The sequence below is a fragment of the Arthrobacter sp. K410C genome (assembly GCF_059090105.1).
In genome coordinates, this window is record NZ_JBNHFJ010000001.1 from 976533 (window position 1) to 991685 (window position 15153).

At 65.7% G+C, this 15153-nt stretch carries 19 protein-coding genes; 10 read left to right on the forward strand and 9 right to left on the reverse strand.

What is annotated here, in order from left to right; all coding sequences use genetic code 11:
* Nucleotides 1-156 precede the first annotated feature (156 nt).
* Nucleotides 157-423: a hypothetical protein gene (locus AC5RU7_RS04600; RefSeq protein WP_494051252.1), complete on the forward strand. Its 267-nt coding sequence runs from the start codon at nt 157-159 to the stop codon at nt 421-423.
* Here AC5RU7_RS04600 and AC5RU7_RS04605 read toward each other — a convergent pair.
* The gene (locus tag AC5RU7_RS04605) at nt 420-1355 is read right to left on the reverse strand and encodes a diacylglycerol/lipid kinase family protein (RefSeq protein ID WP_494051253.1); all 936 of its coding nucleotides are present in this window, start codon (nt 1353-1355) and stop codon (nt 420-422) included. The two genes, AC5RU7_RS04600 and AC5RU7_RS04605, sit on opposite strands and share 4 nt — an antisense overlap.
* 515 nt (nt 1356-1870) lie before the next feature.
* Entirely contained in the window at nt 1871-2593 is a 723-nt protein-coding gene (locus tag AC5RU7_RS04610) for a TetR/AcrR family transcriptional regulator C-terminal domain-containing protein (RefSeq protein ID WP_494051254.1), read from the reverse strand.
* A gap of 202 nt (nt 2594-2795) precedes the next feature.
* Here AC5RU7_RS04610 and AC5RU7_RS04615 point away from each other — a divergent pair, with 202 nt between their 5' ends.
* The 4 genes from AC5RU7_RS04615 to AC5RU7_RS04630 are packed head-to-tail and all read left to right on the forward strand — an operon-like array spanning nt 2796 to nt 5053.
* On the forward strand, nt 2796-3047 hold the full coding sequence (locus tag AC5RU7_RS04615) for a hypothetical protein (RefSeq protein WP_494051255.1): 252 nt from the start codon (nt 2796-2798) through the stop codon (nt 3045-3047).
* Nucleotides 3048-3093: 46 nt separating this feature from the next.
* Nucleotides 3094-3990 (forward strand): diacylglycerol/lipid kinase family protein, encoded by an 897-nt coding sequence (locus tag AC5RU7_RS04620; RefSeq protein ID WP_494051256.1) that lies wholly within the window; start codon nt 3094-3096, stop codon nt 3988-3990.
* Nucleotides 3991-4005: 15 nt separating this feature from the next.
* The gene (locus AC5RU7_RS04625; RefSeq protein WP_494051257.1) at nt 4006-4854 is read left to right on the forward strand and encodes an alpha/beta fold hydrolase; all 849 of its coding nucleotides are present in this window, start codon (nt 4006-4008) and stop codon (nt 4852-4854) included.
* 46 nt (nt 4855-4900) lie between these two features.
* Nucleotides 4901-5053, forward strand: coding sequence for a hypothetical protein (locus AC5RU7_RS04630; RefSeq protein WP_494051258.1), 153 nt, complete (start codon nt 4901-4903; stop codon nt 5051-5053).
* Between the two features lie 96 nt (nt 5054-5149).
* Here the strand turns inward: AC5RU7_RS04630 and AC5RU7_RS04635 are convergent, their stop codons facing one another.
* The 4 genes from AC5RU7_RS04635 to AC5RU7_RS04650 are packed head-to-tail and all read right to left on the reverse strand — an operon-like array spanning nt 5150 to nt 7738.
* Nucleotides 5150-5362 (reverse strand): hypothetical protein, encoded by a 213-nt coding sequence (locus tag AC5RU7_RS04635; RefSeq protein WP_494010111.1) that lies wholly within the window; start codon nt 5360-5362, stop codon nt 5150-5152.
* Nucleotides 5363-5374: 12 nt separating this feature from the next.
* Complete coding sequence (locus AC5RU7_RS04640) at nt 5375-5782, reverse strand: four-helix bundle copper-binding protein (RefSeq protein ID WP_494051259.1); 408 nt, start codon at nt 5780-5782, stop codon at nt 5375-5377.
* Between the two features lie 53 nt (nt 5783-5835).
* Nucleotides 5836-6354 (reverse strand): hypothetical protein, encoded by a 519-nt coding sequence (locus AC5RU7_RS04645; RefSeq protein WP_494051260.1) that lies wholly within the window; start codon nt 6352-6354, stop codon nt 5836-5838.
* A 46-nt stretch (nt 6355-6400) separates the two neighbouring features.
* Complete coding sequence (locus AC5RU7_RS04650; RefSeq protein ID WP_494051261.1) at nt 6401-7738, reverse strand: DUF2254 domain-containing protein; 1338 nt, start codon at nt 7736-7738, stop codon at nt 6401-6403.
* Nucleotides 7739-7929: 191 nt separating this feature from the next.
* On the opposite strand from AC5RU7_RS04650, the gene AC5RU7_RS04655 reads away from it, so the two are divergent.
* On the forward strand, nt 7930-8448 hold the full coding sequence (locus tag AC5RU7_RS04655) for a DUF421 domain-containing protein (protein ID WP_494051262.1): 519 nt from the start codon (nt 7930-7932) through the stop codon (nt 8446-8448).
* Between the two features lie 5 nt (nt 8449-8453).
* Nucleotides 8454-9149 (forward strand): hypothetical protein, encoded by a 696-nt coding sequence (locus AC5RU7_RS04660; protein WP_494051263.1) that lies wholly within the window; start codon nt 8454-8456, stop codon nt 9147-9149.
* Nucleotides 9150-9242: 93 nt separating this feature from the next.
* Here the strand turns inward: AC5RU7_RS04660 and AC5RU7_RS04665 are convergent, their stop codons facing one another.
* Entirely contained in the window at nt 9243-9680 is a 438-nt protein-coding gene (locus AC5RU7_RS04665; protein WP_494051264.1) for a hypothetical protein, read from the reverse strand.
* Nucleotides 9681-10164: 484 nt separating this feature from the next.
* On the opposite strand from AC5RU7_RS04665, the gene AC5RU7_RS04670 reads away from it, so the two are divergent.
* Nucleotides 10165-10491 carry a DUF3040 domain-containing protein gene (locus tag AC5RU7_RS04670; RefSeq protein WP_494010104.1) on the forward strand — a complete coding sequence of 109 codons (327 nt, stop codon included), beginning with the start codon at nt 10165-10167 and terminating at the stop codon, nt 10489-10491.
* Between the two features lie 13 nt (nt 10492-10504).
* Here the strand turns inward: AC5RU7_RS04670 and AC5RU7_RS04675 are convergent, their stop codons facing one another.
* Nucleotides 10505-12127 (reverse strand): ABC transporter permease, encoded by a 1623-nt coding sequence (locus AC5RU7_RS04675; protein WP_494051265.1) that lies wholly within the window; start codon nt 12125-12127, stop codon nt 10505-10507.
* A complete protein-coding gene (locus AC5RU7_RS04680; RefSeq protein ID WP_494051266.1) occupies nt 12127-13110 on the reverse strand; it encodes an ABC transporter ATP-binding protein in 984 nt (327 codons plus the stop codon). Before AC5RU7_RS04680 ends, AC5RU7_RS04675 begins: the two co-directional genes overlap by 1 nt.
* A 217-nt stretch (nt 13111-13327) precedes the next feature.
* Here AC5RU7_RS04680 and AC5RU7_RS04685 point away from each other — a divergent pair, with 217 nt between their 5' ends.
* The gene (locus tag AC5RU7_RS04685; RefSeq protein ID WP_494051267.1) at nt 13328-14617 is read left to right on the forward strand and encodes a serine/threonine-protein kinase; all 1290 of its coding nucleotides are present in this window, start codon (nt 13328-13330) and stop codon (nt 14615-14617) included.
* Nucleotides 14614-15111 (forward strand): hypothetical protein, encoded by a 498-nt coding sequence (locus AC5RU7_RS04690; protein WP_494051268.1) that lies wholly within the window; start codon nt 14614-14616, stop codon nt 15109-15111. The genes AC5RU7_RS04685 and AC5RU7_RS04690 overlap by 4 nt, the downstream gene beginning before the upstream one ends.
* The last annotated feature ends 42 nt before the right edge of the window (nt 15112-15153 follow it).

Below are 15153 nucleotides of genomic sequence, written 5' to 3' on the forward strand. Positions count from 1 at the left end.
AACGAGGGCGGACGTGACCGGAGCGCTTCGGCGAAACGGGAACCGGCAGCCATCCCAGACAGGCGATCCAGGCCCGGGTCCCTAAGCCCCAGTCACAGCCGTTCCGCGCTTTTCCGCGGATCCGGCAGTGCATCTCAAGGAACGTTGGCAGACGACATGACCGACAGCAGCATCCGCAACCAGTGGCACAGGCTTCCCTCGCCGGTAACCCAATGGCTGGTCGACAACCCCGGCTGCGTCATCCTCCCTCGGACCCTGTCTGCGGAGATCAGTGCCGCGACCGGTGAACCCCTGAGTGTTGACCCGCACGGCGAAACCACGCTCAGCCAGGATGACGTGGACTTCATCCGGATGAAGTCCCACGAGGCACAAAGCGGGGAGCCATCCACCGATTACCAGTTCTTTGACTCGGTGCAGCCCTAGCCCGGCGTCCGCCCGTAGGCCCCTAGCGGTGTGCTGATCAGATCGTGGCCAGCGTGCTTGGCGCTTTCCACCAGGACACGGGTCCCTGCCGGGACGTGCACAACTTCGCCGTCGATCTGGCACGGAACAGCGTCCCGCGTGGTGAAGGCATAGCTGCTGACGCTGGGCTGGTTTCCCAGCCCCAGCGTGACGGCGCGCAGGGTCATCAGTGCCATCTTAAGCAGCCCGGCGTGGGGCAGGGTTACCACCTCGAACCGCCCGTCGTCGGGCTGGTTCGATTCGCTCACGGTTCCGTACTTGGCCATCCGCGAAATGTTGGCCAAAATCAGGCTGTCGAAGCGGGCGGTGGAACCGTCGTCGCGGACCAGATCGAATGGTTTCAGCGCCCTGAGCGTCCGGGCGACGGAGAGGAGCTCGAGGATTTTCCCCTTTCCGCCCTGTTCAATTCCGATTGCCATCAGCGGTGTGAGCCCGAACCCCACATAGGAGTGGGCATACCGCGCCTCATCCTTGGGGGTTCCGCCGAACGTGACGCGCAGGAGGTCGATGCGGCGGACCCTGTTCTCTCGGATGGCCTCCGCCAGGGGCTTGACCGGCAGGCTCCGGTGGTGGTCGTTGGCATTACCCGCCGGAAGCACGGTACACACTGCATTGCTGCCGGGCACGTCCATCACCCCGTTGACTACCTCGTTGTACCCGCCGTCGCCGCTGACAGAAACAATCAGCGGGGCACCCCGCCCGGCCACGGAGCGCGCCAAATCGCGGGCGTGTCCTGAAAAATTCGTCGCCAGCAGCTCTATGCCGAGATCCGGCACGCCTGCTGCAAGGTCCCGCTGCACCTCATCGATCCGATCAGACATTCCGGGCCTGTTCGGATTGAAAACCAAGGTAATCCGGTCGTAATGGGCTGCCGGCGCCCGTTCATCGGCCATTGTGGATCGCTCCCAATCCCAGTTGCTTCAATTCCAGCCTAGCCGGTCACCCTGCGCCGGTGCGCCCAGGCCGTTGCCCTGCCGCGCAACGCACAAAAATTCGGACCCATCCTTCGGGTTTGTTGCTACGAACTGCCTTGGGAGCCGGTTCCTATTGCCCCCGGCGCCGAGCGTAAACACAGTTGGCAGGGCTTTACCTAGCAGGAGGTTTACAGACATGAGCGCGAATTGCACCCGGTTTCTTTCCGAATGCATCACCCGCGACCCGGAGAAGCAGTCGGGCCTCCGCGAAGGCGAACTGTACGGGGTGTACCTGAGCTGGTGCCTGCTCAACGGCGAGAAGCCGTGCCCTGACACGTCACTGTGGGCGGCTATGAGCCAGCAGGGGCACCGGGAGTCACAGAGTGCGGCAGGGCAGAGGGTGTGGCCAGGGCTGTCGATGACAGGGCCGGCGGCGGTGGACTACATTCTGGCGAGCCAACCCAGTTTGCTTTGATTCCTGAGAGCCGCGTGAACTAGCCGCTGGAGTGGTCTCCGCGTTTGGCGGCAGGTCCCGCCAGCTGTGCGGCGAGGCCGGAGAGCAGGATGCTCAACCCCTGGTCCAGCTCGGCGTCGCCGTCGTACTCGGCGAGGACCGGACCCAACGCACGCAGATGTGGAAAGTCCTTGCTCGGGAGGCGGTGCAGGCCCAGGCGCAGGATGGCTTCATTCTCGTCCGGATCCACGATGTATTCCTGCAGTTCGTTGAGGATGTGTCCGTAGAGGAAGCCGTAATAGGCGCGGTAGACGTGCAGGGCGTGGGCCGGGGAGAACCCGGCCTCTATCAGCAGGGAAAGAATCTGCTCCAGCGGGCGCAGCGTACCCAGCGGACGCAAGCCCAATGGAGTGGACAGGGGCCTGGTGACCAGCAGCGGCACGACGTTGGGATGACGCAGCGCCAGGAGCCGCAAATCGTGTCCGATCCTGCGAAGCTGGGCCTGCCAGTCCGGGTCGTCAGGAAAAATGGCCAGTTCATCGAGCACCACTTCGGTCACCCCGTCCAGCAGGGCTGCGCGGTTGGCGGCATAGCGGTAGAGACTCATGGGGTCGCGTCCCAGCTCCTGGCCCAGGCGACGCATGGTGAGGGCCTCAAGGCCTTCGGCGTCCACCAGCGCCAATGCGGTGGAGAGGACGAGTTCCCTGTTCAAGCGGGCCTTGGGCGGCTTGCTATGATTCAAGGTTTTCCGCTGGGAAGCCATGAAGATCCGTTCCTGTTGAGCATGCGGGCCCTCTGGAGGATCGCAATGTTGCTTATCCCTTAGTCTACGCGTAAAGTCTACAACGTAGATAACTTCCGGCAATGTTCCGGTACTACCCTCAATGTCCTGTGCAAGGCATTTGAGTTGGAAACCGCTGTAGCCGAACGGCGAACAACTGCACCGCAGTGAAACGAGCCCTTCAATGGCACATTCACACTTCGACCAGTTCCTCAGCGAAGCCACATACTCAGATCCGGATTCCGACTCCACCCTGGACGGAGACTCCCTGTACGGCCTCTACACCAGCTGGTGCTGCCTGTCCGGGAAGACTCCCCAGGTGGAGCGCAGTTTCTGGGCTGCCATGAACGAGCGCGTCCTCACCGGGCAGCGTTTGAAAATGAAAGGCCCGGCTGCTGCGGACTATATTTTGTCCAGCTACCAGGCCGTGGTCTAGTCCCTGAATTCGACCGCATGACCATAAAAGACCCACGGAGCACACCTTGAGTACTGCACGGACTTTTCAAAGAATCGTCGTTATTTTCAACCCCAACAGCACCGGCGACGCGCCCAAGCTTGCCGCTGATCTCCGGTCCCGGCTTGCCGTGCTTCTCCCCTACCCTGCGGACGTCCAGCTTCGACCCACCGACCATGCGGGCCACGCCGTCGAACTTGCCCGCGAAGCCGCTCAGGGTGGCCAGGATGTCCTGGTCGTCTCCGTCAGCGGAGATGGCGGCTACAACGAAGTGGTCAATGGCGTCATGCAGGCAGGCAACCCCAACGCTGTCTGCGCGGTTATGGCCGCCGGCAACGCCAACGACCACCACCGCACCATAGCCACCCGGCCGCTGGAGGAAGCCATCGCCGGCGGCAGCGTGCGCCGCATCGACCTCCTTCGTATCCGCACCGGCAACAGTGGAGATGCCGCTGACTACGCGCACTCCTACATCGGATTCGGCCTGACCCCGGTCATGGCCATCGATTTGGAGAAGGGCAGCAAAGGAGCGCTGAAAGAGATGTTCTCTGTGATGCGCACCTTTTCAAAATTCAAGCCCTTTGAAATCCGGCAAGCCGACGGAAAACGCCGCAAGTTCGACAGCCTCGTCCTGGCCAACATCCCCGAAATGGCAAAATACGCCACCCTAAGCGAGGCCGACGAAATGGCGGCCGACGGGACGTTCGAAGTGGTGCTTCTCCCCCACCGGTCAAAGCTCCGCGTTCTGTTGACCGCTCTGCGGGCCACCACCCAGGGCTTGGGAGACCAGCCCAGCGTCAGCAGCTACCGGTTCACCACCCTTAAACCCATTCCGTACCAAATCGACGGAGAAGTGAAATCCGTTGCCGCCAATACGCCGGTGACGATCGAATGTGCGCCTGCCGCCCTGGCGACTCTAGGCTAAGGCAGGGCCGCCTTGATGACTGTATTGAAAGGAACACCGGTGAACGCCACGGGCGACAAAAAAGGGGAAGCCGAACCTGCATCCCGCGGGAGAGTGCTCGCGTGGTTGCGCCAGCCGCTGAGGCCAAGAGTGGTCACCGCCGCGTCCTTGACCTCCCACGTGCACTTCCTGGAAGGTCCGCCCTCGTCCTCCGGCCTTGTCTTCGTGCTGCTCCACGGCATCGGCATGTCCCACCGCTACTACCGGAAACTTCAGCTCCGCCTGGCACAGCACGGGGACGTCCACGCCATAGACCTTCCCGGCTTCGGCGGTACACCCACTCCGGACCGGCAACTTGGCGTCGCCGACTACGCACACCACATCGCGGCGGTCCTTGAAAAGGTGGGTGTTTCCCGGGCAGTGGTGGTGGGCCACTCGATGGGTACCCAGTTCGCCGCTGAGCTCGCGGTGCAACGCCCTGACCTTGTTTCCCATGTGGCGCTCCTGGGGCCGGTAGTGGATCCGGAACGCCGTACCGTCCTCCAGCAATCCCTTGCCCTGGGGCGTGATTCACTCATGGAAAGCCCCATGGGCAATGCCATGGTCTTCAGCGACTACGTCCGCTCGGGGATGCGCTGGTACCTCACCGAGCTTCCCGTCATGATGGCCTACGGCCTTCAAGCCACCGTTGCCCTGGTAAGCCAGCCGGTGCTCGTGGTCCGCGGGTCGCGGGACCCGGTAGCGCCGCGGAACTGGTGCCACAAACTCGCCGCCACCGCTCCGGACGGGCGCTTCCTGGAAATACCGGGCAAGCCCCACATCGTTCAGCACGGAGCCGCAGCCCACACTGCCGCCGCTATCATCGCCCTGACCAGCGGCAATTGATCCTGCCGCGGGCACAAGGGGCACCCCCGCGGGCTAGGATGCCAGCATGGGACTCATCATCACGCTGCTTATTATCTGGCTTGTTCTGTCGATTCTAGGCTTCATTATCGAGGGCCTAATATGGCTGGCGTTCATCGGTTTGGTGTTGTTCGCCGCCACCGTGGTGTGGGGCTGGCTGAAGCGCAGGGCCCGCACGTAGGGCCCGCGCACCACCTCCCGCCCGCAGGACCTCAGGCCCCGGCCGGCCCCCCAATCCGTACCGGCCCGGGCCTGATGCCGTCCTGGCCGGCGGGTGTCAGGCCCGCCGCTGGTCGAAGCAGAATCCGCACGCGCAGCGGTAGGTGAGCAGGACGCCGTCGTCCTTCCCGTCGGGAACCCCCGCGGCTGCCGCGTGGCCCGCGGACACCAACTGCATCTCCTCGCCGCAGTGCATGTGCGTGGCCAGCATCCGCCGCAGCTGTGGGTCTTCCGGATGCCTCGTATGAACTGCTTTCTTAAGCTGTGCCATGACCGCTTCCTTTCAGCCCAGCGAAGCGAGGAGGTCGGCGCAGGCCTGCTCACAGCGTCGGCACGCTTCAGCGCACACCTCGCAGTGCCGGTGCATGGAGGCATGCTGCCCGCACTCCTCCGCGCAGGCCCTGCACGCAGCCCGGCATGCCTCGAGCACTGCGCGGGTCATCTCCGGGTCTGGGCCAGTCTGCCGGGTGAGGATCTTTCCGGTGGCCACGCAGATGTCCACGCAGTCGAGGTTGGTGCGGATGCACTTAGTCAGCTCGGCAACCATCTCTTCGCTGAGGCAGGCGTCCGCGCACGCAGTACAGGTCTGGGCGCACTCAAAGCACGCCTGGATGCATTCGGTGAGTTTGGCGTTGTCGATGTTTCGGGAACCCTGGGGGTGGGCGTCAAGCATGGATTGAACATGTGTCATTGGTCTGTCTTTCCAGGTTTGCCAGCGTTGGTGGATTGAAACAGCGGGCGTTTTTATGTCCGGCTGACCGAAAGCTGGATGACCGTGAGCGCGGGAAGGTCCGGCTCGGACGGCATACCGGGGGAAAGAACCTCGCCACCTGTCTCCTGCAAGAGCATGGAGGGCTCATTCACATCGCCCGTCCTGAGCGGAACCGGTTCGCCGCGGGGTGCCTGCCGGCGTTCGCAGCAGCCCCGCTCCATGGACTGGGGGTCCAGCATCGGGCCGGCATGGTGGGTCACGGGGACAACCGAAGAGTCCGACGACGGCGGGGCACCCTGGCCCAGGGAGGTTGAGCCCAGCGCGGGTGCTTCGGTCAGCGGCCCGGCAGGGTCAACGGACTGGGCGGGCGCCGTCAGGAAGGGTCCGTGCCCCACAAGGGCATAGCGGCTGCCATGCGTGTAGGAGGCCGCTCCCGCCACGAGGAGGGCCAGGAGAATGCACACGAAGATGCTTCGCAGCGATACAAGGCGGCGAAGAATTTCCTGCGGAGTGCAGTAGACCGTGGCCATCGACCACTTCCTGGTGGACACCTGATAAGCCTAGCTTCGTATCCGTGCCGGACAGGTCACACCTGCATTACTTTTGCATCCCGGCCTGCACAGCGGCAGCCTGGGACTCGGCTTTTTCCAGGAGCCTCTGCCGTTCCGGGACCGAGTAGCCAGCGGCGCTGATGGCGCTGCGCATGCGGTTCAGGTGGTCCAGGATCGCCGCCCGGTGCCTTCCTCCCCGGTCGCAGCATGCGAGTTCGCGCAGGAGTTCCAGCAGGCGGTCTGCCACCACCGGATCCGCGGCGCCGTAGTGCCTTGTCTGGTTCATAGCCATGCCCAGCAAGTCCTGGAGCGCCGGAAGTGCCAGCACCACCCGGACGCGCCCGTCATCGTCGGTGATGTGCTCCGGGCCGGTTTCCCTGTCCACCAGCCGGCAGAGCAGGGCCGAGAGGTGCCCGATAACGTGTACCGCCGTGGTTGGGTCGTTGATGCCCGGGGAAAGCGCCCTGGTGGCGACGTCCACAAGCTGCCGGAAGCCGAACCCCACATCCTGAACACTGGTGCGTTCGAACCCGGTGGCCACGGCCGCGTTAACGGCGTCGCCCAGCATCATCCTGTCTTCCGGCCGCGTGCGCGCTGCCGGCTCCAGCGGCCATGCGGTCGCGAACGGGACGCCCTTCACCAGTGAGCTGCCCGGCTCCTTGTCCAGCCGCACCACAGCGCCTGACTCAACCGCCGCGTGCAAGAGCGCGTCCTTGTCGAACGAGGTGAGGAAGCCTGAGGACGCGGCTGTGATAGGGAAGCTGGCAACTCCCGGAAGCGGATCCGGCCCTTGGACCGGGCGGTCCTCCGGAAAGACCCGGTCAATGGTTTCCTGGGTTTCCATGTTGACTTTGCGCATCATGGTTTCCACCCGGATCTCCCGCGTAAGGTGCGCGAGAAAGAGCACCAGCCCCATCACACTGGCGATGGCAAGGGCGAACGCCACGGTAACCGAGATTTCCGGCACGAAGGGCGAATTTCCGCTGCCTTCGTCGCGGACGCTGCGGAGGACGGTCAGGGCGAACGCGAAGGCGGCCAGGAAGAGCGCCAGGGTGCCGTGCACGAACCGGTCAGCAGTGAAGGTCCGCAACAGCCGGGGCGAGAACTGGCTGCTGGCCAACTGCAATGACACCACGGTCAGGGAGAAGGTCAGGGACGTCACAGTGATCAGGGACCCCGCGATGGCCTGCAGGACAGACCGCCCCGCCTCCGGACCTCCACTAAAAAGAAAAACGCTTACGCTTTCGGGCAGTTGCCCGTCAACTTCCGAATCAAGGGCCGGCAGCGCTATACCGAGCGACACTGCCAGCGCGACCGCCAACGCAGGCAATGGCCACAGCTGGGTCCGGAGCGCATCCATCCAATGCGCCGCCCGCCCGTTCATGTGTCGTCCACCTGCTTTGAGGCTGCCTCAGCCATGGGCTCGCACTCTCCTTCGAGGGCCGGTGACGGGCTGGCACGTCACCAACCCCGTGTTGGCCTGCCGACGCCGGAACCAGCGATACTAAGCGTACTGTCCATAGCCGTCAGATGTCCGCGTTCCCTGCCACCTGCCTACCGAAGGAGCTTGACATTATGTGGTTTGATTCCTGGCCGGAGATTCTGCGCGTACTGGTTGTGGGTTCGGCTTCCTACGCTGCCGTAGTGGTCCTGCTACGGGTCTCGGGCAAAAGGACCTTGGGACAACTGAACGCTTTTGATTTCATTGTGACGGTCGCTTTCGGGTCCACTCTTGCCACCATCCTGCTCAGCCCGGATGTGGCCTTCTTTGAGGGGATGGCCGCGCTGGTGATGCTTGCAGGCCTTCAGTTCGTCATCGCGTGGGCGTCGGCCCACGTCACGGGCGCACGGTCCGCGGTAACGTCACGGCCTGTGGCGCTGGTGTTGTCCGGGGAACTCCAGCACGCCCAGTTGCGGAGGAACCGGCTGAGTGACTCCGAAATCCTGCAGGCGGTGCGCGCCACGGGCTCCGGGGACCTTGCGGACATCGCGGTGGTGGTGCTTGAAACCAACGGGACCATGAGTGTCATCCCCAAGAACAAACTTGGCAGCGGGTCGGCCCTCAGTGGCGTTCTCGGGACTCCGGGTTCCTGATCCCCGTGGCAAGCCAGGACATCCCTGACGATTCCCCGGTTCCGCAGGCAAGCGACGCCAGGCTGGGCAAGGCGGAGGCCCTCGCCGGTCGGCTCGACAAGCCGATGGGGATATTGGGTGTCATCTTCCTCTTCGTAGTGCTGGGCCAGCTGGTGGCGAAAGACCCCGCACTGGCGAGCGCCTTCACGGTGATCGGTTGGCTCTTCTGGGCGGTGTTCGTCCTCGAATTCCTGCTCCGCGCCTACATCGCCGCATTCGGCAGGGATTTCTGGCGCAAGAACTGGTGGCAGGTGATTTTCCTGCTGGTACCGTTCCTGCGGTTCTTCCGGGCCCTTCACGCATTCAGACTGGTCCGCTTCGCCAGGCTGGCCCGCTACGGATCAATCCTCTCCGCGGGTGTCCGCGGTTCGCGTTCTGCAGGCAAGCTCCTGACCAGCAGGATCGGCTGGCTCGCCGCCGTGACCGCCGTCGTCATCCTGGCAACCAGCCAGTTCCTCTACGCCACCGGCGAGCACAGCTCCTACGCGGATTCCCTCTATGAATCAGCCATGGCTGCGATCACCGGCAGCGGGATCACCGGCACCAGCTTCTCCGCCCGCCTCATCCAGGTGCTGATGGCCATCTACTCCGTTGTGGTGTTCGCGACGCTCGCGGGTACCTTGGGCGCCTACTTTCTGCGTCAGAAAGATTCGGATAATTGACACAGGCCGGGACGCCTCGAGCTAATGCGACCACCACCTCGTGGGCCCGGCGCTGGGTGCACGGACGTGCCTTTGACGTGATGCTGCCCGGCCCTATTCAGGCACATAGGGTGCGTGTTGCTCCAAAGTGCCGTCGACAACAGCCACATCAAAGCTCGCCGTCTCACCCTCTGCCTGGATTGTCAGGTCCGTCCGCGCACCGGGCCTGGCCTCTGTGCTGGTGAGGACAAACCGCGAAGTGTCGAATTCCACCTTCCCGCCAGCCGGAATGGTCACAGGCAACTCGTCGTCATTGTCCCCGATGACCAGATCAACGTCCTCGCCCGTGGTGTTGAAGATCGTTCCAAGAATCCGGCCGGGTTCATTCTCGGCTGCAGTAACAATAAAGACGCTCCGCAATTCAAGGCCGGCAAAATCCTTGTTCGACCCCACAGCGACCGCGTAGTGATCCTCGTCAGCGGGGGGTGTGCACCCCACCAGTAGCAGCAGCAGCGCCAGCACTGCTGTGAGAATATTCGCTGACTTCTCCATCAAGAGTGTCCTCCAATCTCAGCCGGCTGCCGATCAGGCAGAGTTCGCGGCGTGCTCAGCGGCGCGGGAATGGATGCGTCGGATAGGCGTACCCTGGGGCCCCGTGACGTATGAGATCGCGTCCACCGGGATAAATGGCTTCTCAGCGGACGCGTTCTTCTTCGGGATCGATGAGAAGGTCATCGACTGTTCCAATGTCTGCTCCGTCGCGGTCCTCAATGTGAGGAGGCCCACGGCACCATGCCACATCCTTTCTGGGGGTCCTTGCCGCCTGGGCGGTCCCACGACGTGTCAACGCTGTATCGGGGACGCCGGGTGATGATGCTCCCTTTAACCGTAGGTCCGTCCCGGGCCACGGGCCGTTACAAGGGCGTCAAGAATGCTGCAGTGCCATCACGACTGAGTAACACCCCTTTGTCCGGACGAACCGGGTGCCTAGCCTGAATAGTGAAGGCATTTCCAGGGCCAAAGAAGGCGAAGTCCAATGCCACTGTCCGACGAAGAGCGCAGGCGCCTTGAGGAGCTTGAGAACCTTCTGAGCGCCCAGGATCCCTCCCTGGCCCGGAACCTGGAAGCAGGCAAACCGGCCGGATCGGTCCCGCGCCGGATGATACTCGCCATCCTCGCGGTCCTGGCGGGCCTGGTACTCGTCGTCGTGGGCGTCGCAACGCAGATACTGCTGATCGGTATTGCCGGCTTTGTGCTCGAGTGCGCTGCTGCCTACTGGCTTCTGGATGGGCTGGGAATTTCGTCCTGGAAAGTCGAACCTCCTGCCCGCTCGCGTGCCGGAAAGGGAAAGGACTTCCGGTAACCCCTGCGGCCCCTTAGTACCCGGCCAGGTCGCGCTCGCGCACAAGGCGGCCGGCCGCCGCGGCCAGGGCGACGGCGACGGCGGCGAGCAGCACGGCGCCGGCCGGGTCGAATGCCTCGGCGGGCATCGCGGACGAATGCCGGAACGGGCTCAGGTCCTGCAGCCACACCGGCAGCCCCAGCAGGTCCCCGAACTGGCCCAGTACCAGCCCCACGGCCAGGAATCCCCAGCCCACCGCACTGGTCCACCGCGACGCCAGCGCGAACACCAGCACCGTCACCGCGGGAAAGACCAGCGCCGCCGGAACATGGGCCAGTGCCGCCGCAAAGACGGTGGCGGCGCTGCTGCCCCCGGCTTGGGAGACGGTGAGCACAGCGGCCGCCGCGGCTCCCGCGGCGGCCGCGACCGCCGTCGTGGTGATGACGGCGACGGCGAGTGTCCCGGCCAGCCAACGGAGGCGCGACGCCGGAACGGCCAGGAGCAGCTCGGCCCGCCCCTCGGCTTCTTCCGCCCTCAGCCGCAGCACCGCCTGGATTCCCGCGGCAGCCGCCAGTACTCCGACAATGCCGAGCATGGCCGTGGTGAACAGGTCCACCATGGCCGACTCCCCCGGAACCAGGCGGCCCATCAGTTCCATCAGCGCGCGGTTGCCAGCCAGCGCATCCTGGACCACCGGGCCCAGTCCGCCGGCCACTGACCCCATCACGGCCGCGGTGAAGCACCAGCTGGCCACACTTCCGCGCTGCAGCCTCCATGCGAGCCCGGGCATCGACACTAAGTCCGGGCGGGCGTGCTCCGGGCCCGACTCGTTGGCCGCGATATAGCTGGCACCCAGGTCCCGCTCCCGGCGGAGCACCACGGCCGCCGCCCCCAGAATCAAGGCGGCACTGGCCAGGACCAGCAGCGGCAGCGGATCGGCCTCCGTGAACGGCCGGATGCGCTGGCCCCAGCCGATGGGCGAGAACAAAGAGGGCCAGGTGGGGGTGACCTGCAGGGTTGAGAGATCGGCGGTTCCGAGGGCGTCTCCGGCGCCCCGGACCATGTAGGCGGCACCCACCAGCGCTGCACCAGTTCCGTTGGCAGTGCGGGCGGACGGCATCACCTGGGCCACCAGCGCCGCGGCGCCCACGAAGAACAGTCCCACGGCACCCACAGCCGCCCCCGCCAGGAAGGAACCCTCAACAGGCAGGCCAGCCCCTGCGAAACCACCGGCCACAGCCAGGGCGAGGACCACGTTGGCGCAGGTTCCAAGCAGCAGGGTGGCTTGCAGCGGCGCAGCCCGGGTCACGCCCGTGGAGCCGAGGAGTTCGAGGCGGCCCTGGTCCTCATCCGCGCGAGTGTGCCTGACCACCAGGAACGTGCCCATCAGCCCCGCCAGAACCGCGGTGAAGGAATAGCCCTGGAAGAACGTGACCGCGCCGGAGCTGATGCCGTCCGGGAGGCCGCGCAGGAACAGGAAAGCCGGACTGGCGGCGGCCACGGCAACCAGGGCGGCCCGCTCATTGTCCGCCGCGAACTGGATGGTGATGGCTGTGGCTGCGGCATACCCCAGCCCGGCAATGCCCACGATCCACGCGGCCAGGATTGCCCAGTCACGCCGTGCCTGGAGCAGTGCCAGGCGCAGGACGGCGCCCATCAGAGCACCTGGCCCTGCTGGGCCTGGTTCTGCTCGGCGTTGTTCTGCTGGGCCTGGATCTGCGGGGCCTGGATCTGCGGGGCGGGCGGCTGGTCGCTGTAATGCCGCAGGAACAGCTCTTCCAACGACGGCGGCGCGGCCGTGATGCCGGTGACGCCCGCCGACGCGAGCGCGTCCAGCACGGCACCGAGGTGGGTGGCGTCGGCGTCGAACTCGATGACGTCCCCGTCGGTCCGCACGTCGTGGAAGCCCTGCAGGGCCGCCAGCACATCCGGCTCCACGGCAGCGGTCACCCGGAAGCGGGTTCGCGTCAGGTGCCGTAGTTCGGCCAGGGTCCCCGACTCCACCGCGGTCCCGGACCGGATGATGGTCACCCGGTCACACAGCTGTTCCACTTCCGCCAGGATGTGGCTGGACAGCAGCACCGTGGCCCCCTCGCCGGTGACCCGCCGGACATGCCGGCGGAAGACGGCGTCCATCACCGGGTCCAGGCCCGAACTGGGCTCATCCAGCAGGTACAGCCTGGCGCGGCGGGAAAACGCGGCGATCAGTGCTGCCTTTTGCCTGTTCCCTTTGGAATAGGTGCGGGCCTTCCGCCGCGGATCGAAGTCGAATTCCTCGATCAGCTGCCGGCGCAGGGCTTCGTCGGCCCCGCCGCGGAGCCCGGCCAGCAAGTCTATGACCTCGCCGCCGGACAAGTTGGGCCAGAGCGTCACGTCTCCGGGAACGTAGGCGACGTCCTGGTGCGCCCGGACCGGTTCGGCCCAGGGGTCGATCCCGAAAACCCTGGCGGTTCCGGAGCTGGGCTTGATCAGCCCCAGGAGGATTCGGAGGGTGGTGGACTTTCCGGCGCCGTTGGGCCCGAGGAAGCCGTGGACCTCGCCGGGCAGGACAGTCAGGTCCAGGCCTGTCAGCGCGGTGGTCCGCCCGAAGTTCTTCACAAGTCCAGAGGTGTGGACAACGGGGGTTGAATCTGTGTGCATGGCGGTTCCGTTCGTGGTCTCGCAGCTCACGCCCCAGGCGGCTGCCAGGTACGTGCCGCAGGCGTGCAGGTCTGCGGGCCGACCAGGCTTCCCGGCTCTCCGGTCCACATCATACAAGCGGCAGATGTGCCGCGGTAGAGGCCTTCGCAGCTGCCTCGAGACCCCCTGCTGCAGGGGGCGATGCGCCTAGAGTGGATGCAGACGGAAGGCGGCAACCATGACCGAACACACGGCAACCGGCCTGGCCGGGACCGTCCTGGGCGGGCGCTACAGGGTGGACGAAGTGCTGGGCCACGGCGGGATGGGGAGCGTATACCGGGGGACCGACCAGGTTCTGGACCGGCCGGTGGCGCTGAAGATTTTCCGCGACGACATCACCGACGCCAACGAGCTCGCGAGGCAGCAGTCGGAGGCCCGGATGCTGGCGCAGCTGAACCACCATGGCCTCGTCACGCTCTTCGACACCGGCACGCTGGTCCGCGGGCAGCGCGAAGTGCCGTTCCTGGTCATGGAACTGGTGCAGGGAACAGACCTCCACCGGCAGCTGGCGGACGGGCCGTTGGCCGGTAATGACGCCGCGCGGCTGGGAGCCGAACTGGCCGAGGCACTGCACTACATCCACCAGCGCGGCGTGGTGCACCGGGACGTGAAGCCTGCCAACATCCTCCTCACCCGCTACGCGGCCGACGCCCCGCTCCGCCCCAAGCTTGCCGATTTCGGCATCGCGCGGATGCTCGACGGCGTCCGGGTCACCGCAACCAACATGGTCCCCGGAACGGCTGCCTACCTGAGTCCGGAGCAGGCAAGGGGCGACGCGGTGGGGCCGCCGGCTGATATCTATTCGCTGGGCCTTGTCCTGCTGGAAGCACTCACTGGGAGCGTGGCATTTCCCGGGCCGCCCATGGAAGCCGCCGTCGCCCGGCTCTCCCGCGGCCCGCGCATCCCCGACGGTCTGGGGCCGCAGTGGACGTCGCTGCTCACGGCCATGACGTCGAGGAACCCGCAGGACCGGCCCGCTGCGGCGGATGTGGCGGCAACGATGGGCGCCGCAGCCGGTTGGGCGCTTCCCGCCGAAGGGGCGAAGGGTTCGCCAGCCGCGGAGACATCGTTTCCGGCAACCCGTGTCCTGGACGCGGGCGCTGCCCTGCCGCAGCCGGCCAGCCCGGCAGCGGCTGCCCGGCTTCCCCTTCTGCCGGAACACCAGGCAACCAATGCCACCTCCTGGCAGCCTGCCCCGCAGATGCCGTCCCACGCGCCGGCCTCCGCCGGGGAAAAGCCGGCCCGCCAGGCGGGGCCCTCGCGGCGCCAGTGGCGGAAGCCTGCTGTCTTGCGCGGCAGCCGGTTGTGGATCCTGGCCGCGGCGGCCGCCGTCGTCGTGGTCCTCGCCGTGGTGTTGCTGACGTCAATCCGGCAGCCGGGGCCAGGCCCGGCGGAAACTCCGGGCCCCACGATTCCGGGGCAGCTGGGCGAACACTTCAAGGAACTGGAAGAGAGCGTCACGCCATGAGGCACACCCCGGTCCGAAGATTCACGGCCCTGATCCTGGCCGCCTGCCTTGGCCTTTGGCTCCTGGCCGGATGTTCCGCCGGACCCGACCTGGACGGCGGGGTGGCCGAACAGCTGCAGCAGCGGGTAGCCGTGGCCAAGCAGCACGCGGCCCAGCAGGACTTTCCCGCGGCCCGGGCCGAGCTTCAGCAGCTGAGCCAGGACGTGGCGACGGCAGCCGGACAGGGCCGGATGTCCGAGCAGCGGAAGAGCCGGATCGAGGCCGCGATCAGTAGCATCCGCAATGATCTGGCGGCAGCCGCGGCTCCTGCCCCGCAGCCTTCCGCCCCGGCGACCCTGACCGAGGAGCAGCTGGAACAGGCGGAGGAGGCCAGGAAGGAAGCCGAGGAACAGCGGGAGAAGGCCCAGGAGGAAGCCGAGGAACTGCGCAAGGAAGCGGAAAAGAAGCTGGAAGAGGCGCAGAAGGAAGCCGAGAAAAAACGCGGCAACGGCTGATACCTGCGTTGGCCCCTGCCCTTCCAGCAACGTACTGCCCCA